20 protein-coding genes and 1 tRNA gene are annotated in these 18,488 nt (G+C 71.2%); 14 read left to right on the forward strand and 7 right to left on the reverse strand.

Features of this window, described 5'->3' with window-relative positions; genetic code table 11:
* Window positions 1-49 precede the first annotated feature (49 nt).
* Complete coding sequence (locus tag ACFQ9V_RS20300; RefSeq protein WP_382460922.1) at window positions 50-829, reverse strand: SGNH/GDSL hydrolase family protein; 780 nt, start codon at window positions 827-829, stop codon at window positions 50-52.
* Between the two features lie 36 nt (window positions 830-865).
* Between ACFQ9V_RS20300 and ACFQ9V_RS20305 the strand changes: the two genes are divergently transcribed.
* Window positions 866-1,327 carry a VOC family protein gene (locus ACFQ9V_RS20305; protein ID WP_382460923.1) on the forward strand — a complete coding sequence of 154 codons (462 nt, stop codon included), beginning with the start codon at window positions 866-868 and terminating at the stop codon, window positions 1,325-1,327.
* Between the two features lie 7 nt (window positions 1,328-1,334).
* Here ACFQ9V_RS20305 and ACFQ9V_RS20310 read toward each other — a convergent pair whose 3' ends face one another.
* The 3 genes from ACFQ9V_RS20310 to ACFQ9V_RS20320 form a co-directional block, all read right to left on the reverse strand.
* On the reverse strand, window positions 1,335-2,288 hold the full coding sequence (locus ACFQ9V_RS20310; RefSeq protein WP_382460924.1) for a hypothetical protein: 954 nt from the start codon (window positions 2,286-2,288) through the stop codon (window positions 1,335-1,337).
* A 139-nt stretch (window positions 2,289-2,427) separates the two neighbouring features.
* Window positions 2,428-3,447, reverse strand: a complete 1,020-nt coding sequence (locus ACFQ9V_RS20315) for an LLM class flavin-dependent oxidoreductase (RefSeq protein WP_382460925.1) — start codon at window positions 3,445-3,447, stop codon at window positions 2,428-2,430.
* 43 nt (window positions 3,448-3,490) lie between these two features.
* Window positions 3,491-4,291 carry an alpha/beta hydrolase gene (locus tag ACFQ9V_RS20320; protein ID WP_382460926.1) on the reverse strand — a complete coding sequence of 267 codons (801 nt, stop codon included), beginning with the start codon at window positions 4,289-4,291 and terminating at the stop codon, window positions 3,491-3,493.
* 76 nt (window positions 4,292-4,367) lie between these two features.
* Between ACFQ9V_RS20320 and ACFQ9V_RS20325 the strand changes: the two genes are divergently transcribed.
* Entirely contained in the window at window positions 4,368-5,192 is an 825-nt protein-coding gene (locus tag ACFQ9V_RS20325) for a hydrolase (protein ID WP_382460927.1), read from the forward strand.
* Window positions 5,193-5,213: 21 nt separating this feature from the next.
* On the opposite strand, the gene ACFQ9V_RS20330 is transcribed toward ACFQ9V_RS20325, so the two are convergent.
* Window positions 5,214-5,540: a thioredoxin family protein gene (locus ACFQ9V_RS20330; RefSeq protein ID WP_382460928.1), complete on the reverse strand. Its 327-nt coding sequence runs from the start codon at window positions 5,538-5,540 to the stop codon at window positions 5,214-5,216.
* Window positions 5,541-5,612: 72 nt separating this feature from the next.
* Here ACFQ9V_RS20330 and ACFQ9V_RS20335 point away from each other — a divergent pair, with 72 nt between their 5' ends.
* From ACFQ9V_RS20335 to ACFQ9V_RS20360, 6 genes are all read left to right on the forward strand, one after another.
* Window positions 5,613-6,113 carry an FBP domain-containing protein gene (locus tag ACFQ9V_RS20335; protein WP_382460929.1) on the forward strand — a complete coding sequence of 167 codons (501 nt, stop codon included), beginning with the start codon at window positions 5,613-5,615 and terminating at the stop codon, window positions 6,111-6,113.
* A 156-nt stretch (window positions 6,114-6,269) separates the two neighbouring features.
* The gene (locus tag ACFQ9V_RS20340) at window positions 6,270-6,608 is read left to right on the forward strand and encodes a hypothetical protein (protein ID WP_382460930.1); all 339 of its coding nucleotides are present in this window, start codon (window positions 6,270-6,272) and stop codon (window positions 6,606-6,608) included.
* Window positions 6,586-7,536, forward strand: a complete 951-nt coding sequence (locus ACFQ9V_RS20345; RefSeq protein ID WP_382460931.1) for an FAD:protein FMN transferase — start codon at window positions 6,586-6,588, stop codon at window positions 7,534-7,536. Before ACFQ9V_RS20340 ends, ACFQ9V_RS20345 begins: the two co-directional genes overlap by 23 nt.
* Window positions 7,529-8,107, forward strand: coding sequence for a ferric reductase-like transmembrane domain-containing protein (locus tag ACFQ9V_RS20350; RefSeq protein WP_382460932.1), 579 nt, complete (start codon window positions 7,529-7,531; stop codon window positions 8,105-8,107). Before ACFQ9V_RS20345 ends, ACFQ9V_RS20350 begins: the two co-directional genes overlap by 8 nt.
* Window positions 8,104-9,303 (forward strand): NADH-ubiquinone oxidoreductase-F iron-sulfur binding region domain-containing protein, encoded by a 1,200-nt coding sequence (locus ACFQ9V_RS20355; RefSeq protein WP_382460933.1) that lies wholly within the window; start codon window positions 8,104-8,106, stop codon window positions 9,301-9,303. The genes ACFQ9V_RS20350 and ACFQ9V_RS20355 overlap by 4 nt, the downstream gene beginning before the upstream one ends.
* A complete protein-coding gene (locus tag ACFQ9V_RS20360; RefSeq protein WP_382460934.1) occupies window positions 9,300-9,533 on the forward strand; it encodes a ferredoxin in 234 nt (77 codons plus the stop codon). The genes ACFQ9V_RS20355 and ACFQ9V_RS20360 overlap by 4 nt, the downstream gene beginning before the upstream one ends.
* Before the next feature lie 31 nt (window positions 9,534-9,564).
* Here the strand turns inward: ACFQ9V_RS20360 and ACFQ9V_RS20365 are convergent.
* Window positions 9,565-9,647: transfer RNA gene (locus ACFQ9V_RS20365), tRNA-Leu, on the reverse strand.
* A 38-nt stretch (window positions 9,648-9,685) separates the two neighbouring features.
* Here ACFQ9V_RS20365 and ACFQ9V_RS20370 point away from each other — a divergent pair.
* Window positions 9,686-10,291 (forward strand): ANTAR domain-containing response regulator, encoded by a 606-nt coding sequence (locus tag ACFQ9V_RS20370; protein WP_370053648.1) that lies wholly within the window; start codon window positions 9,686-9,688, stop codon window positions 10,289-10,291.
* A gap of 16 nt (window positions 10,292-10,307) precedes the next feature.
* On the opposite strand, the gene ACFQ9V_RS20375 is transcribed toward ACFQ9V_RS20370, so the two are convergent.
* On the reverse strand, window positions 10,308-10,712 hold the full coding sequence (locus tag ACFQ9V_RS20375) for a hotdog fold thioesterase (protein ID WP_382460935.1): 405 nt from the start codon (window positions 10,710-10,712) through the stop codon (window positions 10,308-10,310).
* 67 nt (window positions 10,713-10,779) lie between these two features.
* Between ACFQ9V_RS20375 and polA the strand changes: the two genes are divergently transcribed.
* From polA to rpsA, 5 genes are all read left to right on the forward strand, one after another.
* Window positions 10,780-13,452 carry a DNA polymerase I gene (polA, locus tag ACFQ9V_RS20380; protein ID WP_382460936.1) on the forward strand — a complete coding sequence of 891 codons (2,673 nt, stop codon included), beginning with the start codon at window positions 10,780-10,782 and terminating at the stop codon, window positions 13,450-13,452.
* 43 nt (window positions 13,453-13,495) lie between these two features.
* Window positions 13,496-15,169, forward strand: coding sequence for a DUF885 domain-containing protein (locus tag ACFQ9V_RS20385; protein ID WP_382460937.1), 1,674 nt, complete (start codon window positions 13,496-13,498; stop codon window positions 15,167-15,169).
* Window positions 15,170-15,200: 31 nt separating this feature from the next.
* The gene (locus ACFQ9V_RS20390) at window positions 15,201-15,833 is read left to right on the forward strand and encodes a DUF4166 domain-containing protein (RefSeq protein ID WP_382460938.1); all 633 of its coding nucleotides are present in this window, start codon (window positions 15,201-15,203) and stop codon (window positions 15,831-15,833) included.
* Window positions 15,834-16,817 (forward strand): epimerase, encoded by a 984-nt coding sequence (locus tag ACFQ9V_RS20395; protein ID WP_382460939.1) that lies wholly within the window; start codon window positions 15,834-15,836, stop codon window positions 16,815-16,817. It abuts the gene before it with no gap.
* Between the two features lie 107 nt (window positions 16,818-16,924).
* Window positions 16,925-18,367, forward strand: a complete 1,443-nt coding sequence (gene rpsA, locus ACFQ9V_RS20400) for a 30S ribosomal protein S1 (protein ID WP_370053637.1) — start codon at window positions 16,925-16,927, stop codon at window positions 18,365-18,367.
* Window positions 18,368-18,488 lie beyond the last annotated feature (121 nt).

Below are 18,488 nucleotides of genomic sequence, written 5' to 3' on the forward strand. Positions count from 1 at the left end.
CGCCCCTAAAAGTGCGTTTTAGGGGCGTTTACGTGCCCCTCGGCGCAGGTTAGAGGGGGTGGGCGGAGGTGGGGTCGACGACGGTGAGCTCGGCGATTTTGGCGGCGCGGCCGTCGCCGGACGACCGGCCGGTCAGGCGGCGGCCGATCCACGGCAGCACGTAACGCCGGTAGTAGTCGGCGGTGCGCCGGGTCGGCTCGCCCGGCGCCGCGGCCTCCACCGCCTCGACGCCCCACTCCGCCGGCACCGGCACGTCGAGCGCCGTGAGGACGTTGCTCGCGACCTTCGCGTGGCCGAGCGCGTTGAGGTGCAGGCGGTCCGCCGACCAGTAGCGGATGTGCTCCAGCGACTCGTCGGCCCAGTTGTCGACGAAGAGCACACCGTCGCGCGGCAGCAGCGCCCGCACCGCGACCGCCAGCTCGTCGCCGCGCTTGCGCAGCAGCCCGCCCATCGGGAGGTGCCGGCTCGGGTTCGCGCCGCTCAGCAGCAGCATCGTGCTGCCGGAGGCCGTCACCCGGTCGGCGGCGTCGATGAGCTGCTTCGCCACGGACTCGATCGTGACGCGCGGGCGCATGATATCGTTGCCGCCGCCGTTGAGGCTCACGAGCTGCGGGCGCTGGGCGATGGCGGGATCGAGTTGCTCAGTCAGGATCGGGGTGAGCTTCCGGCCGCGGATCGCCAGGTTCGCGTAGCTCACCGGCTCGGGCGAGGCGAGCGCCAGCCCGAGGGCGACGAAGTCCGCCCAGCCGCGCTGCCGGCCGTCCGGGAGGTCGTCGCCGACCCCCTCCGTGAAGCTGTCGCCGATGGCGATGAAACTGGAGTAGCCCATCCCGCTACGCTACCGCCCGCGCGTAGCATGACCCGCATGCAGAAGGTCAGAACGTTCCTCTGGTACGACGGCCAGGCCGAGGCGGCGACGAGCCGCTACGTCTCGCTGGTCCCGGACTCCCGCATCCTCCGCGTCGACCGGCTCGGCGAGGACGGCAGCACCGTCCTGGTCACATTCGAGCTGGGCGGGATCGAGTACGTGGCCCTCGACGGCGGCCCGCTGTACGCGTTCACCGAGGCGGCCTCCGTCATGGTCGTCTGCGAGGACCAGGCGGAGGTCGACCGGCTCTGGGACGGCCTCACGGCGGACGGCGGCGAGCCGGGTCCGTGCGGCTGGCTGAAGGACCGCTGGGGGCTGAGCTGGCAGATCGTGCCGCGGGCGCTGCTGGAGCTGCAGCAGGACCCCGACCGCGAGCGTGCAGGACGCGCGAACGCCGCGATGCTCACGATGGGCAAGCTCGACATCGCCGCGCTCTACGCGGCGGCCGACGCGGCCTGAGCGCGACTCAGCCGCGGGCGATCAGCGCCTGCCAGGCGAGCAGGTGCTCGACGGTGACGCCCTTGTAGCCCTGGAGGCCGCCGAACGCCGTGCGCACCAGCGCCGTCTGCGACTCGAGCGCGCTCGCCGAGTCGTCCCCGAACGTCGCGGCCGGGCCCCCGGCCACGTCAGGCGTGTCCGTCTCGACGCCGACGCTGAACGGCACCCGAGCGTTCGCCGCGGCCGTCGCGGCCGGCCGGGCCAGCGCGACGATGCCGTCGTCGCCGGCGGCGTGGTCGGAGAACGCGACGATGGCGACCGACTTCACGTGGGGGAGCAGCGTGCGGAACAGCGTGCTGCTGCCGTCCGCCGTCGGCTTGGCCTCCAGCCACCAGGGCAGGTCGGCGCCCACCGGGACGGACCCGGCGGCGCTCCTGGCGGTGTCGTACATGGTCGCGAGCTGGTCCACGATGCCGGGGAGCTGGTCGTCGGTGGCGTTCACCCACGGCTCGACGTCGAACTGCACCGCGTCGAAGGGCGCCGCCTTCAGCGCCGCTGTGGTCCAGGTGGCGGCGAGGTCGGGCTGCTGCGCCCACGCCGGGTCGCCGCCGAGCGCCCCGACCGTGGTCACGCCCGCACGGTGGAGTGCGGTGACCGCCGAGCGCAGCCACGGCCCGAACGGGCCCTGGTCGGCCGCCCACGGCACGGAGAGGTAGACGGTGCGCAGCTTGTGCGCGGAGGCGAACGCGGCCAGCGCCTTCGGCTCGAACGCCGGCTGGCCGTCGCCGCGTGCGTCCACGGCCGGGTCGATCGGATTGCCCCACGCCCACATACCTGTGATGGCGGACGGCGTGGACGCGTCGTTCAGCGTCACGGCCTTCGCCGGCTCAGCGGCGAGCCCGGCCGCGCCGAGCCCGACCGCGCCGAGGGCGAGCGCCAGCCCGGCCGCGATGAGTCCAGCACCCGATCGTCGAGTTCGCAAAGCACACCCCTTCCATGGGACCGGACGATGTCGTCACGGCCTGTGCTGCGGACTTCGGGTGTACCGCATTGCGATCCTCTCATGCGGCCGACGGCGGCACAGGGCCGCATTCGGGGTACACGGAGGTCCACGGCGAGTATCAGTCCCGCCACCCCAGCTCGCGCCCGATGCCGACCACGGCCTCCAGCAGCCGCGCGTTGAAGTCCACCCCGAGCTGGTTCGGCACGGTCACGAGCACGGTGTCGGCCATCCGCACCGCCTCGTCCTGCGCCAGCTCGGCGACCAGCTTCTCCGGTTCGCCGATGTAGGAGCGGCCGAAGCGCGCGATCCCGCCGTCGAGGTGGCCGACCTGGTCGCGGCCCTCCACCTGCGCCCGTGCGCCGAAGTAGCGGCGGGACTCGTCGTCGACGATCGGGATGACGCTGCGGCTGACGCTCACCCGAGGCTCGCGCTCCCAGCCCATCTCCGCCCAGGTGTCGCGGTAGCGCTGGATCTGCTCGGCCTGGAGCTTGTCGAACGCCTCGCCGGTGTCCTCGGTGAGCAGGGTGGAGGACATCAGGTTCATCCCCTGCTCGGCCGTCCACTCGGCGGTCGCCCGGGTGCCGGCGCCCCACCAGATCCTGTCGGGGAGGGTAGGCGACAGCGGCTGGATGGAGAGGCCGCCGCTCGTGCCCGTCATCCGCGGGTCGGCGTTCGCCATCCCCTCGCCCGCGATGGCGGCGAGGAAGATCGCGGTGTGCCGCCGTGCCATGTCGGCGTCGGACTCGCCCTCGCCCGGCACGTAGCCGAACGACTCGTAGCCGGCGAGCGCGGTCTCCGGTGACCCGCGGCTGACGCCGAGCTGGAGGCGCTCGCCGCTGATCAGGTCGGCGGCCGCGGCCGACTCCGCCATGTACAGCGGGTTCTCGTACCGCATGTCGATGACGCCGGTGCCGATCTCGATGCGCGAGGTGCGCGCGCCGATCGCAGCGAGCAGCGGGAACGGGGAGGCGAGCTGCGGGGCGAAGTGGTGCACCCGGACGAACGCGCCGTCTGCCCCCACCTCCTCCGCGGCGACCGCGAGCTCCACCGTCTGCAGGAGGGCGTCGGCCGCCGTCCGCACGACGGAGCCGGGGACGGCCTGGTAGTGGCCGAAGCTGAGGAAGCCGATGCGTTTCACAGTGAGGGCAAGCCGTGCGGCCGGTGCGGTATTCCGGACCGGCTCAGTCCTCCAGCCCCTGCTGGCCGAGCCAGACCAGGATCTCGGTCGCGACGTCGCGCCAGCCGTGGTCGATCACGAGCGAGTGCCCGCGGTCGCGGAAGGTGATCAGCTCGGTCACGGCGTTGGAGTCGCGGTACAGCTTGAGCGTCGCGTCGACCGTCACCTCCGGGGCCGTGTTGTCCTCGCCGCCGGCGATGAGCAGCAGCGGTCCGCGGTCCTCGTTCTTCGTGTCGACGGCGGCCTGCGAGTGGACGCTGAAGTTCGCCGCGGCGGCCTGGAAGATGGGGCGGACTGTCGAGGGCACGGTCCAGCGGTCGAAGAGCTCCTTCGCCTCCTCGTCGGTGAGCTGGTTCGCGAAGCCGAATTTGAAGTGCTCCTCGGTGAGGGCGATGGGTTTGTGGATGTTCGCCGGGTTGTCGAGCACGGGGAACGCCGACTTGAGCTGGCGGATCGGCAGCGGCAGGACGCCCTTGATCTGCGCGGGGTCGATCGCGACGCCCGCGTTGCCGTAGCCCTGCCCGATCAGCTTCTCGGTGACGAGGCCGCCGAACGAGTGGCCGATGATGACCGGAGGGACGTCCATCGCCTCGATGATCTTCGCGAAGTGCGCCGTGACCTCGTCGATGCCGAAGTTGGCCACGTCGTCCGGGTTCGCGCGGGTGTCGGCCACGGTGTCCTTCTCGCCGGGCCACGGGGGTGCGACGGGGGCGTAGCCCTCCGCCGTGAAGAGGTCGATCCAGGGCTGCCAGCTGCTCGCGTGGAGCCAGAGGCCGTGGATGAAGATCACCGGTTGATTCGCCATGCGGCACAGGGTATTGGTCCGGGACCCGCACGGCCAGACCCTGACGGGGGCGGCCGCGCCGGGTAACCTGACCCGCATGGCCGACTGGTTGTGCGCGACGTGCGCGGTGGAGACGACCCCGATCGTGACGGACGCGGGGGAGGAGCCCCCGGCCTCGTGCCCGATCTGCGAGGACGAGCGGCAGTACGTCCCGCCCACCGGGCAGCAATGGACCACCCTGCAACGCCTCCAGCGCGAGGGCGAGCGCGTGACGGTCACGGAGCTGGAGCCCGGGCTCTACGGGCTGAGGAGCGAGCCGAGGGTCGGCATCGGGCAGCGCGCCCTGCTGCTCTGCACGCCGGACGGGAACCTGCTCTGGGACCCCACCGGGTACGTCGACGACGCCACCGCCACGGCCGTCCAGGACCTCGGCGGCGCCACCGTGATCGCCAGCAGCCACCCGCACATGTTCGGCGCTCAGACCGTCTGGTCACGGCTGCTCGGCGGCGTTCCGGTGCTGGTCAACGCGGCCGACCGGCACTGGGTGCAGCGGGAGGACCCGGCCATCCGCGAGTGGAGCGGCGAGGAGGAGGTGCTGCCCGGCGTGCTGCTGCGCACGGTCGGCGGGCACTTCCCCGGCAGCGCGATCGTGCACTGGGACCGCGGGGTCGTGCTCAGCGGCGACACGGTCTTCCCCGGGCCGTCGCAGAAGTGGGTGACCTTCCAGCGGAGCTTCCCCAACGACATCCCGCTCTCGGCCTCCGTGGTGCGGCGCGTCGCCGACCTGGTCTGCGACCGGCCGTTCGACCGGATGTACGGGAACCTGGGCAACGTCATCCCGGCGGACGCGCGGGAGGCCGTGCAGCGGTCGGCCGAGCGGTACATCGGCTGGGTCAGCGGCGCGTTCGACCACCTGACCTGAGCGGCGACAGGCCGGAACGGGTCAAGTCAGGTACGGCGCGAGCTCGAACTCCATCGCGGGCTTCGGCTTGGCGCCCACGATCGTCTTGACGACCTCCCCGCCCCGGAACACCTTCATCATCGGCAGCGAGAGCGCGTGATACGCGGCGGACGATCGCGGGTTCTCGTCGGCGTTGATCCGCACGATCCTGATGTCGTCGCGGTGCTCGTCGGCGATCCGCTCCAGGATGGGCGTGACCGCCCGGCAGGGGCCGCACCACGGCGCCCAGAACTCGACGAGAGTGGTGCCATCGGCGTCCAGGACGTCGGAGGCGAAGGAGGCGTCGGTGACGCTGGGGAGAGTGCTCATGCCGGGAGGCTAAGCCGTGCCCCCGGGGTCAAGGTCAAGCACCTGTGCCAGCATGGGACGCAGGAGGTGGATATGGACACCCTGACCCCGCAGGAGCTCCGCGACTCGTTCGTGAACTGCTCGCGCTCCGACGCCGCCGACCTGCCGCTGCCGCCCGGGATGCACGAGGTGGACTGGTCCCGCCGCGAGTACCTCGGCTGGCGCGACCCCCGGCTCCCGCAGCGCGGCTACGTCGTCATCCCGACCGGGAGCGGTCCGGTCGGCATCGTGCTGCGCGCGTCGGAGGCCTCCATGCGCTCGCACGCGCCCACCATGTGCGGCTGGTGCCAGGACGTCCACGTCCGGCGCGACGTCTACTTCTGGTCGGCGCGCAGGGCCGGGGACGCCGGGCGGCGAGGCGACACGGTTGGCGCGCTGGTGTGCGCGTCGTTCGAGTGCACGGAGAACGTGCGGCGCACGCCGCCTCCGCAGTTCGTCGGCTTCGACTCCGCGCGCGTGGTCGAGGAGCAGATCGCCGGGCTCGCCGAGCGCGTGCGGCGGTTCGCGCAGGCCGTGGTGGGCGTGCGGCCCTGATCGCACAGAGCCGATTCGCACAAAGGTGATTCATAGGGACCCGATATCCCGTTCCCACTCCGAATAAGGTTCCGGAAAGAAACCGAGCGCAGGCTGGTGATCAGTTCCGGAACGCCGCACGACAGACGGCGGACGGGGCGGGATGGAGGGCCTGACATGGACATTCGATCGGCTGGGCGGCGCACGGCGATCGGGATCACGACCGCGATCGGCATCTCGAGCCTCGCGGTGACGGGCATCCTCTCCGGCTTCCTGTTCGCGGGCACCTCGACGGCGAGCACGACGGGGACGAGCACGTCGGGCACCAGCAGTTCGGGATCGAGCAGCTCGGGATCGAGCAGCTCGGGTTCCGGCTCATCCAGCTCCGGCTCGTCCAGCTCCGACTCGTCCGGCAGCGGGAGCAGCAGTGACGGCTCCGGCTCCTCCAGCAGCTCAGGAAGCGGCATCCAGCAGAGCCAGGGCGGTGGGTCCAGTGGCCAGTCCAGCGGCTCCTGACCTCGTCCGCGACGACTTCGCGGTCTGGGGCGTCGAGGCCCGCATCGTGGTCTCCGACCCGGAGGCCCTCGAGCAGGCGCGCGGGATCGCCGACGCCGAGCTCGCCGCCGTCACGGCGGCCGCCAGCCGGTTCGATCCGGAGAGCGAGCTCTCGCGGCTCAACGCGGGAGACCGTCCCGCGGGCGGCGTCGAGTTGAGCCCGTTGCTGGCCGAGTTCGTCGCTGTCGCGCTCGCCGCAGCCGCCGACACCGACGGCGACGTGGACCCGACCCTCGGCGGCGACCTCGACCGCCTCGGCTACGACCGCGACTTCGCCGCGCTGCCCGCTGACGGCGTGACGCTCACAGTCACCCGCCCTCAACGGCCCGGCTGGGAGCGCGTGGCGCTCGACGGGCAGACGCTGAGTCTCCCCGCCGACCTCCGGCTCGACCTCGGCGCGACCGCGAAGGCCCACGCGGCGGATCGCATCGCACGCCGCATCGCGGAGGCGACGGGAGCGGACGCCCTGGTCTCGCTCGGCGGCGACCTCGCCACCGCGGGCGCCACCGACCGGCTCTGGGAGGTTCGCGTCCAGGACCTCCCGTCCGACCCGGCCCAGCAGATCGCCATCCCGAACGGCGCGGGCGTCGCCACGTCGAGCACGCAGAAACGGCGCTGGCGCAGTGACGGTCAGGCCAGGCACCACATCCTCGACCCGCGTTTCGGGCTGCCGGCCGACGACGTCTGGCGGTCGGTCACCGTCGCCGCGGCCACCTGCGTCCGCGCCAACGCGCTGAGCACGGCCTCGATCGTGCGCGGACTGAAGGCCCCGGCCTGGCTGCGCGGCCTCGGCGCCGACGCGCGGCTGGTGGCCAGGGACGGCTCGATCGTCACGACCGGGCGCTGGCCCGCCGACCTGCCGACCGGGACGGGGCGAACTGATGGATGAGGTGCTCTGGGCCGTCGGCCGGGCCTCCGGCGTCGTCGCCCTCCTGCTGCTCACCGTCTCGCTCTGGCTCGGGATCGTGACCCGCTCCGGCCGGCCGCTGCCCGGGATGCCGCGCTTCTCCGTCACGCTCCTGCACCGCAACGTGTCGCTCCTCGCCGTCGTGTTCCTCGTCCTCCACATCGGGACGCTGCTGCTCGACTCCTACGCGAAGCTGACCCTCACCGACATCCTGGTGCCGTTCCTCGGCGCCCACCTGCCGTTCTGGCTCGGCCTCGGCACCGTGGCCGTCGACCTCCTGATCGCGGTGACGATCACCGCGCTGCTGCGCCGGCGGCTCGGGCTGCGCGTCTTCAAGGCCGTGCACTGGCTGAGCTACGCGCTGTGGCCGGTGGCGCTGGCGCACACGATCGGCGACGGCACCGACGGCACGTCCGGCTGGATGCTGCTGCTTGCCGGAGCGTCGGTGCTGTTCGTGCTCGTCGCCGTGCTCTGGCGGGTGTCCGCCGGGTTCCTGGAGACCTCCGCCGCACGGCGCACGGAGGCCGAACTCAGCAGAAGGGGGCCGTCATGACCATGACCGCCGACAACGTCCTGCCGGTCCCCGACCCCGCCGCAACGCCGCCGCGGCTGCTCGCGGCCGGGCACTCGGCCGGCGCGCTCGCCCACCTCTCCGCGTTCGGACCGCGCCGCGGCCTGCGCCGCGCCGACCTCGAGCGGGAGCTGGAGCGGTCGGGCCTCACCGGCCGCGGCGGCGCCGCGTTCTCCGCGTTCCGCAAGCTGGCGGCGACGACCGGGCGGCGCGCTCCTGTCGTGATCGGCAACGGCTCCGAGGGCGAGCCGTGGAGCTGGAAGGACGCCGTGCTGCTCGGCAACGCGCCGCACCTCGTCCTCGACGGCCTCCTGACCGCGGCCGACGCACTGGGCGCCGCGCGGACCGTCCTGTACCTCCACGAGGCCGCTCTCGCCCCGGTCGCAGCCGCCATCGCCGAGCGCTCGGACGCGGGCCGCGTCGAGCTGGTCGAGGCGGCGGACGGGTTCGTCGCCGGCGAGGCGAGCGCCGTGGTGAACGCCCTCCAGAACGGCCGCGCCGTGCCGCTCGACCGGGTGCGGCGGCTGTCGGAGTCGGGGCTCGACGGGAGGCCGACGCTGCTGCACAACGTCGAGACGCTCGCGCAGCTCGCGCTCGTGGACCGCTACGGCGGCGACTGGTTCCGCAGTGTCGGCGACCCCGCGCAACCGGGGACAAGGCTGGTCACGGTGACCGGTGACGTGGCCGCCGAGGGCGTGCTCGAGGCGCCGACCGACGCGACGGTCGTGGACATCGTCGCCAGGGCAGGCGGGGAGGCCAGGCTCGCCGCCGGCGTGCTCCTCGGCGGGTATCACGGGCGCTGGATCGCGCCGGCCGAGACCGGCACGGCGCAGGGGGAGTCGGCGGGCGCCGGCGTCGTGCACGTGCTCGGCCCGCAGCGCTGCGGCCTGGCGGCGACCGCGGCGATCGTCCAGGAGCTGGCCGCGGCCTCCGCCCGGCAGTGCGGGCCGTGCCTGTTCGGGCTGCCCGCTATGGCCGACCGGTTCGCCGAGCTGGCCGCCGGCCGGCTCGCCCCGCAGGCGGCGGCCGAGCTCGCCCGGCTCGCGGAGGTCATCGACGGACGCGGCTCGTGCCACCATCCCGACGGGGCCGCGCGCCTCGTCCGCAGCGCGCTGCGCGTCTTCGCCCGCGACATCCACGCCCACACCGAGGGCCGCTGCCTGAGGAGCGCACGATGACCGCGCGCCACGCTCTCCACGTCGACTGGACGCGCTGCGACGGCCGCGGCCTGTGCGCCGAGCTGCTGGAGGGGACGATCGCGCGCGACGAGTGGGGCTACCCGTTCGCGGTCGGCCAGCCGGCTTCCGGACGCTCCGACATCCCGGTGCGCAGCGACCAGCTCGACGCCGCGGAGGACGCGATCGCACTGTGCCCCGTGCTGGCCCTGCGGCTGCGCCGGGTGGGCTGAGGGGCCCCGCCGAGCGGGCCGGTTTCGGTTGTGCCGCTGGTGGGACTCGAACCCACACGCCCTTCCGGACAAAGCATTTTGAGTGCTCCGCGTCTGCCATTCCGCCACAGCGGCGCACAACAACACCTGAACAATACCGTAGGCTTTTGTCCGTGACTGACCAGGAGACCACCCCCGCCGCACCCCGCCGAGTCGTCGTTGCGGAGGACGAGTCGCTCATCCGGCTCGACATCGTCGAGACCCTGCGCGACAACGGTTTCGAGGTCGTCGGCGAGGCCGGAGACGGCGAGACCGCGGTCGCGCTGGCCACCGAGCTGCGCCCCGACCTGGTCATCATGGACGTCAAGATGCCCCAGCTCGACGGCATCTCGGCGGCCGAGCGCCTCTCCAAGAACCACATCGCGCCCGTCGTGCTGCTGACCGCGTTCAGCCAGAAGGAGCTCGTGGAGCGCGCCACCGAGGCCGGCGCCCTGGCCTACGTGGTCAAGCCGTTCACCCCGAACGACCTCCTGCCGGCGATCGAGATCGCCCTGGCGCGCTACCAGCAGATCATCGCGCTGGAGGCCGAGGTCTCCGACATGGTGCAGCGCTTCGAGACCCGCAAGCTGGTCGACCGCGCCAAGGGCCTCCTCAACGAGAAGATGGGCCTCAGCGAGCCGGACGCATTCCGCTGGATCCAGAAGGCGTCGATGGACCGCCGTCTCACCATGCACGACGTCGCCCAGGCCATCATCGAGCAACTAGCCCCCAAGAAGTAGGGCGCGGCGGGCCTGCTTACAGGTCCTTGATCAGGTTCGTGATGCGGATGGTCGAGCAGCGCCGTCCGCGGTCGTCGGTGACGGCGATCTCGTGCGTCGTCAGCGTGCGGCCGAGGTGGATGGGCGTGCAGACGCCGGTCACATAGCCGTCGACCGCGGCGCGGGTGTGCGAGGCGTTGATCTCGATGCCCACCGCGAGGCGGCCCTCGCCGGCGTAGAGGTTGGCCGACATCGACCCGAGCGACTCGCCGAGCACGACGTACGCGCCGCCGTGCAGCAGGTCCGCGGGCTGCGTGTTTCCGAGCACGGGCATCCGTGCAACGGCCCGCTCGATCGTGAACTCCACGATCTCGATGCCCATCTTGTCGGCGAGGGCGCCGAGCCCCCGCTGCTTCACGTACGCGAGCGCGTCCTCGGTCATTCTGGTGCCTCTCCGCCCTCGTCGGCCGTCGTCCTGGACTGTCACCGGCCCCTTGTAGGCTTGCCTGGTGTCAGACTCCGAAAAGCCTACCCTTCTCGTCATCGACGGCCATTCGCTGGCATTCCGGGCCTTCTACGCACTGCCGGTCGACAGTTTCGTCAACCGGGAAGGGCAGCACACGAACGGCATCCACGGCTTCATCGCGATGCTGATCAACCTGCTCCAGCAGCAGCGTCCGACGCACCTCGCTGTCGCGTTCGACATCTCCCGCTACTCGTTCCGCACACGCGAGTACCCGGAGTACAAGGGCACCCGCAACGAGACCCCCTCCGAGTTCGTGGGCCAGATCCCGCTGCTGCAGGAGGCCCTGCACGCAATGAACATCACCACCATCGCCAAGGAGGACTTCGAGGCCGACGACATCCTCGCCACCCTCGCACGTCAGGGCAGGGAGCAGGGCTACCGCGTGCTCCTGGTCTCCGGCGACCGTGACGTCATCCAGCTCGTCAACGACGACGTCACGCTGCTGTACCCGAACGTCCGCGGCGTCTCGGAGCTCAAGATCTACGACCCCGCCGCCGTGCGCGAGCGCTACGGCGTCGAGCCCCACCAGTACCCGGAGATCGCGGCGCTGGTCGGCGAGACCAGCGATAACCTGATCGGCATCGACAAGGTCGGCGAGAAGACCGCGGTCAAGTGGGTGCAGCAGTACGGAACGGTCGAGAACATCGTCGCCCACTCCGACGAGATCAAGGGCGTCGTCGGGCAGAACCTCCGCGACCAGCAGGAGAACGCCCTCCGCAACCGCCGGCTGAACAGGCTCCTCGACGACGTGGAGTTGGAGGTCGCCCCCGACGACCTGGAGCGCAAGCCGCTCAACGAGAACGCCGTGCGCGACATCTTCGCGCGCCTCCAGTTCAAGACCCTCCTCGACCGGCTGCTGAAGGCTGCTGCTGAGGACGGCACCTTCACCGGCGCCGGCGTCGCGCCCTCGGAGGGCGACGTCGGGGCCGTGAGCGCCCCGGTCGTCCGCACCCTCGTGGACGAGGAGCTCGCCAACTGGCTGGCCAAAGCGTCCGCCGACGGCGCGCCCGTCGCGGTGCAACTGGAGACCGGCCCCGCGGGCATCACCGGCTTCGGCCTGGCCGCCGCCGATGACACCGTCTACGTCCCGTGGGCCGCCGGCCGTCCCGACTACACGGCGCTGGAGGAGTGGCTGGCGAGCAGCGCTCCGAAGTACTTCTTCCACGCCAAGCCGCAGTTCAAGGCGCTGGCCCGCGCCGGTTTCGTGGTCGACGGCCTCGCCTTCGACACCCGGATCGCCTCCTGGCTGGTCCGGCCGGGCGCCGCGCCGCAGTCGCTGGCCGAGCAGGTCTACGAGGTGCTGGGCGAGACCCTCCCGGTCTCCGACCCCAACCAACTCGTGCCGATCAACGACGCCGTCAGCCCGGCGACCGAGGCCTGGTACATCCGCCGGGTCGCCGAGGGTCAGATGATCGCCCTCGACGATGGCACGCGCGCCGTGCTCGACGACATCGAGCTCCCGCTGGTGGCGGTGCTCGCCGAGATGGAGCTCGACGGCGTCTCGATCGACACCGAGATGCTGCGCCGCCTGCGCGGCCAGCTCACCGACAAGGCGAACGACTACGCCGCGCGCGCCTACGCGGAGGTCGGCCACGAGCTCAACCTCGGCTCGCCGAAGCAGCTCCAGCAGGTGCTGTTCGACGAGCTCGGGATGCCGAAGACGCGCTCGACCAAGACCGGCTACTCCACCGACGCGCAGTCGCTGGCCGACCTGCAGGAGAGCAACCCGCACCCGTTCCTCGACCTGCTGCTCCAGCACCGCGACGCGACCAAGCTGAAGCAGATCGTGGAGACCCTGGAGCGCTCGGTCAACGGGGACGACCGCATCCACACCACCTACGACCAGACCGGCACCAGCACCGGACGCATCTCGTCCAACGACCCCAACCTCCAGAACATCCCGATCCGCACCGAGGAGGGCCGCGAGATCCGCTCGGCGTTCCGAAGCGCCGAGGGCTACGAGACGCTGCTGACCGCCGACTACTCGCAGATCGAGATGCGCATCATGGCGCACCTCTCCGAGGACCCCGGGCTGATCGAGGCGTTCAACGCGGGAGAGGACCTGCACCGCTTCGTCGGCGCGCGCGTCTTCGGCGTCACGCCCGAGGACGTCACCCCGCTCATGCGCACCAAGGTCAAGGCGATGTCGTACGGCCTCGCCTACGGCCTGAGCCCGTTCGGCCTGTCCAAGCAGCTCCGCATCGAGACGAAGGAGGCGCGGGACCTGATGGCCGGCTACTTCGAGCGCTTCGGCGCGGTGCGCGACTACCTGCGCAGCGTCGTGGAGATCGCGCGGGTCGACGGCTACACCGAGACCATCTTCGGCCGCCGCCGCCCGTTCGTCGACCTGACCTCCACCAACCGCGTGCTGCGCGAGAACGCCGAGCGCCAGGCGCTCAACGCGCCCATCCAGGGCTCGGCCGCCGACATCATGAAGATCGCCATGCTCGGGATCGCCGGCGACCTGATCGACGGCTCGCTGAACTCCCGGATGCTCCTGCAGGTGCACGACGAGCTCATCTTCGAGGTCGCCCCCGGCGAGTGGGACGCGCTCGAGACGATCGTGCGCACCCGGATGGCCGGCGCCGCCGACCTCCGCGTCCCCCTCGACGTCCAGATCGGCCGCGGCCCCACCTGGGAAGCCGCCGCCCACTGACCCCCCTTGACTCCGTGCTCGGCGCTACCAATAGGCTCGGATCATGACGAACGCAGAGAAGCGCGAATCCACTCCGATCGACACGATCGCTGACGAGTGGGTCGACACCCAGTTGGAGCTCCACCCCGAGTACCACGTCTGGCTCGGCCGCCCCGGCCGCGAGGGCGAGTACTCGGACTACTCGCCGGCCGGCGCCCAGCAGGCCGTCGGCAAGGTGCGGGAGGCCCTGACCAAGATCCAGGCCGCCGATCCGGTTGACGACATCGACCGCGTCACCAAGATGGACCTCTCCCGCGAGCTGGAGCTCACCATCGAGAAGCACGAGGCGGGCTTCAACCAGCGCGACCTCAACGTGATCGCCTCCCCGGCGCAGGAGCTCCGCGACATCTTCGACCTCGTCCCCACCGACACCGAGGAGGACTGGGCGAACGTCGCGAAGCGGCTGCACAACCTCCCCGCGGCGATGGACGGCTACATCGAGACCCTCCGCAGCGGCATCGCGTCCGGCAATGTCCCCGCGATCCGTCAGGTGCGCGAGGTGCTGGCGCAGGCGAAGAAGCAGATCGCCGACACCGGCTTCTTCTTCGACTTCACCGGCTCCGCGCGGCCGCTGAACGGCGAGCTGCCCGCATCCCTGAAGGCCGACCTGGCGCACGGCGCCACGGAGTCGGCGGCCGCTTACGCCACGCTCGCTGCGTTCCTGCAGGACGAGCTGGCCGCCCACGCGCCCGAGAAGGACGCCGTCGGCCGCGAGCTGTACGCGCTGGCCTCCCGCGACTTCCTCGGCGCGACCGTCGACCTCGACGAGACCTACGAGTGGGGCATCGAGGAGCTGGCGCGCATGGTCGCCGAGCAGGAGTCGATCGCCCGCGAGATCAAGCCGGGCGCGACGGTCCACGAGGCCATCGCGTTCCTGGACGGCGACGCCTCCCGCAAGCTGCACGGCACCGACGCGCTGCAGCGCTGGATGCAGGAGACCAGCGACCGCGCGATCGAGGAGCTCGGCCGCACGCACTTCGACATCCCTACGGAGATCCGCCGCCTGGAGTGCATGATCGCCCCCACGCAAGAGGGCGGCATCTACTACACCGGCCCCAGCGACGACTTCGCGCGCGCCGGCCGGATGTGGTGGAGCGTCCCCGAGGGCGTCACCGAGTTCGACACCTGGCGCGAGCTGACGACCGTCTACCACGAGGGCGTCCCCGGCCACCACCTCCAGATCGCGCAGGCCACCTACAACAAGGCGCAGCTCAACTCCTGGCGCCGCATCGCCGGCACCTCGGGCCACGCCGAGGGCTGGGCGCTCTACGCGGAGCGCCTGATGGAGCAGCTCGGCTACCTGGACGACCCGGCCGACCGGCTCGGGATGCTCGACGGCCAGCGGATGCGGGCCGCCCGCGTCGTCCTCGACATCGGCGTGCACCTGGAGAAGCAGCTCCCGGACGGCTCCGGCCCCTGGACCGGCGAGTACGCCTTCGGGTTCCTCGCGAACAACGTCAACATGAACGAGGGCTTCGTCCGCTTCGAGGTGAACCGCTACCTCGGCTGGCCGGGGCAGGCGCCGTCGTACAAGATCGGCCAGCGGATCTGGGAGCAGCTCCGCGACGAGTACGCGCGCCGCGAGGGCGCCGCGTTCGACATCAAGGCGTTCCACAAGAAGGCGCTCGACATCGGCGGCGTCGGCCTGGACACCCTGAAGTCGGCGCTGCTCGACTGAGCGACCGACACCCGAGAAGCGCGCAGCCGCGATGACCTCCCCGTACCGGGCCGTGCTCGGCCCGGCGTTCGACGAGCTCCATCCGCGGCTGCGCGCCTACTTCGACGCCATCCCGGCCGGGTCCACCGGCACGGGCCGGGGCGTGTTCGACACTGTCGGCACGCCCCGGCGCTGGCTCTGGCCGGTGCTGGCGGTGTTCGGCCGGGCGCACGTGATGTTCCCGGTGTGGGAGCGGGCCGTGCCGTTCACGGTCGAGAACGTGCCGGTGGTGTCGGCCGACGGCGGCCCGGCGGTGCGCGCGGTGCGGCGGTTCGAGCTGGGCGGGCGCGTGCTCGACATGCGCGACGAGATCGGCGTGGACGGCTGGATGGTCGTGGACCGTCTCGGCTCTCCGGTGCTCGCCGAGGCGTGGTTCTCCGCCCGTGTGATCGACGGCGCCGTCCGGCTGACTTCCCGCCGGGTCGGGGTGCGGCTGGGGAGGCTGCGGATCGTCCTCCCGCGCGCGGTCGCCCCTGTCGTCGCCCTCACCGAGCGGTACGACGACGAGCGCGACGCGCAAGCGGTCTCGATCGTCGTGCGCGTCCCGCTGATCGGTAGGGTGTACCAGTACGCGGGGACGTTCCGATACCAGGTCGGGAGCGCCGCCGTCGCATCGGGGGAGTGAGTGAGCGAGCGCATCGTCATCGCCGGCGCGTCCGGCTTCATCGGACGCTATCTGGCGGAGCACTACCGCGCCGCCGGCGCGACGGTCCTGCTGGTCGGCCGCGACGGCGCCGACGCGCGCTGGGGAGACGCCGAGGCCCTGCGACGGGTCGTCACCGGCGCCGACGTGCTGATCAACCTCGCGGGCAAGAGCGTGAACTGCCGCTACGGCGACGCGAACCGCGCCGAGATCTTCCGCTCCCGACTGGAGACCACGCGGGCGCTGCGGGAGGCCGTCGCCGCCTCCGACGCCCCGCCTCCCATCTGGTTCAACGCCTCCACCGCGACCATCTACCGGCACGCCGAGGACCGGCCGATGACGGAGTCCACCGGCGAGCTCGGCGCCGGCTTCTCGGTGAACGTCGCGCGCGCCTGGGAGGCCGAGTTCTTCGAGGGCGAGCTGCCGGGCACCCGGCGCGTCGCGCTGCGCATGGCGATCGTGCTCGGCGACGGCTCCGCCCTCCTCCCGCTGATCCGGCTGACGCAGTCCGGCCTCGGCGGACCGCAGCTCGACGGCCGCTGGTTCGCGACCACCGCGCGCCGCAACGCCGGCACCTTCCACGAGTTCCGCGCCCGCGGCGGCCGGCAGCGGTTCAGCTGGGCGCACATCGCCGACGTGCTCGGCTCGATCGAGTTCCTGCGCGCGCATCCCGAGCTCGACGGCGCGGTCAACATCGCCGCGCCGAACCCGTCGGACAACCGCACCCTGATGGCGACCCTGCGCCGCGTGCTCCGGGTCCCGGCCGGGCTCCCGGCGTTCCGGTGGATGCTGGAGCTCGGCACGGCGGTCATCCGCACCGAGACCGAGCTGGTGCTGAAGAGCCGCTGGGTGGTGCCGGAGCGGCTGCTCGCGGCGGGCTACGAATTCGCCTTCCCGGACCTGGAGCCCGCCCTCCGCGACATCGTCGCCGGACGCGAGTTGCCCCTTTCGCAGGCCAGTCGGTAGACTAGACCGTCACTTGTGTGACATCCACATCCGCCTGCCGTTCGCGGAAGACACCCACAGAGGTTCGCGCACGGCCTGATTTATGTCCATAACGGAGCATCCACTACATGACAACCGCAACGACCGACAAGGCACCGAAGCAGGTCGCAGTCAACGACATCGGTTCTGCTGAAGACTTTCTTGCCGCGGTCGAAAAGACGCTGAAGTTCTTCAACGACGGAGACCTGATCGAAGGCACCGTCGTCAAGATCGACCGCGACGAGGTCCTCCTCGACGTCGGCTACAAGACCGAGGGTGTCATCCCCTCGCGCGAGCTTTCCATCAAGCACGACGTCGACCCTAGCGAGGTCGTCGAGGTCGGCGACACCGTCGAGGCGCTCGTTCTCCAGAAGGAGGACAAGGAAGGCCGCCTCATCCTGTCCAAGAAGCGTGCGCAGTACGAGCGCGCGTGGGGCGACGTGGAGAAGATCAAGGAAGCCGACGGCGTGGTCACCGGAACGGTGATCGAGGTCGTCAAGGGCGGCCTGATCGTCGACATCGGCCTCCGCGGCTTCCTGCCGGCGTCGCTCATCGAGCTGCGCCGCGTCCGCGACCTGACCCCGTACCTGGGCCAGGAGATCGAGGCGAAGATCCTCGAGCTCGACAAGAACCGCAACAACGTGGTCCTGTCGCGTCGCGCGCTGCTGGAGCAGACCCAGTCGGAGTCCCGCACCACGTTCCTCAACAACCTGCACAAGGGTCAGGTCCGCAAGGGCGTCGTGTCCTCGATCGTCAACTTCGGCGCGTTCGTCGACCTGGGCGGCGTGGACGGCCTCGTGCACGTCTCCGAGCTCTCGTGGAAGCACATCGAGCACGCGTCCGAGGTCGTCGAGGTCGGCCAGGAGGTCACCGTCGAGATCCTCGAGGTCGACCTGGACCGCGAGCGCGTCTCGCTGTCGCTCAAGGCGACTCAGGAGGACCCGTGGCAGGTCTTCGCCCGCACCCACGCGATCGGTCAGGTCGCACCGGGCAAGGTCACGAAGCTGGTTCCGTTCGGTGCGTTCGTCCGCGTCGCGGACGGCATCGAGGGCCTGGTGCACATCTCCGAGCTCTCCGGCAAGCACGTCGAGCTCGCCGAGCAGGTCGTGTCGGTCGGCGAAGAGGTCTTCGTCAAGGTCATCGACATCGACCTGGAGCGCCGCCGCATCTCGCTCAGCCTCAAGCAGGCGAACGAGGGCGTCGACCCCGAAGGCACCGAGTTCGACCCGGCCCTCTACGGCATGGTCACCGAGTACGACGACCAGGGGAACTACAAGTACCCCGAGGGCTTCGACCCGGAGACCAACGAGTGGAAGGAAGGCTTCGAGACCCAGCGCGACGAGTGGGAGCAGCAGTACGCCGCTGCCCAGGCTCGTTGGGAGGCGCACAAGCGCCAGGTCGCGAAGGGCATCGAGGAGGCGGCCGCCGACAGCGGTTCGTCGTCCTTCTCGAGCGAGACCGGCAACGGCGGAACCCTCGCCGACGACGAGTCCCTCGCCGCTCTGCGCGAGAAGCTCAGCTCCAACAACTGAGACCCGTCTCATCCGTGAGCGGCCGGTCCCTTCGGGGGCCGGCCGCTCCGGCGTTAACGCCCTAACCCACCGCCGAGGGGCACGTTGTTGTCACTTTCGCGGCCTGGAAGTGACAACAACG

Source organism: Leifsonia sp. NPDC056665, assembly GCF_042791795.1.
Lineage (GTDB): Bacteria > Actinomycetota > Actinomycetes > Actinomycetales > Microbacteriaceae > Leifsonia.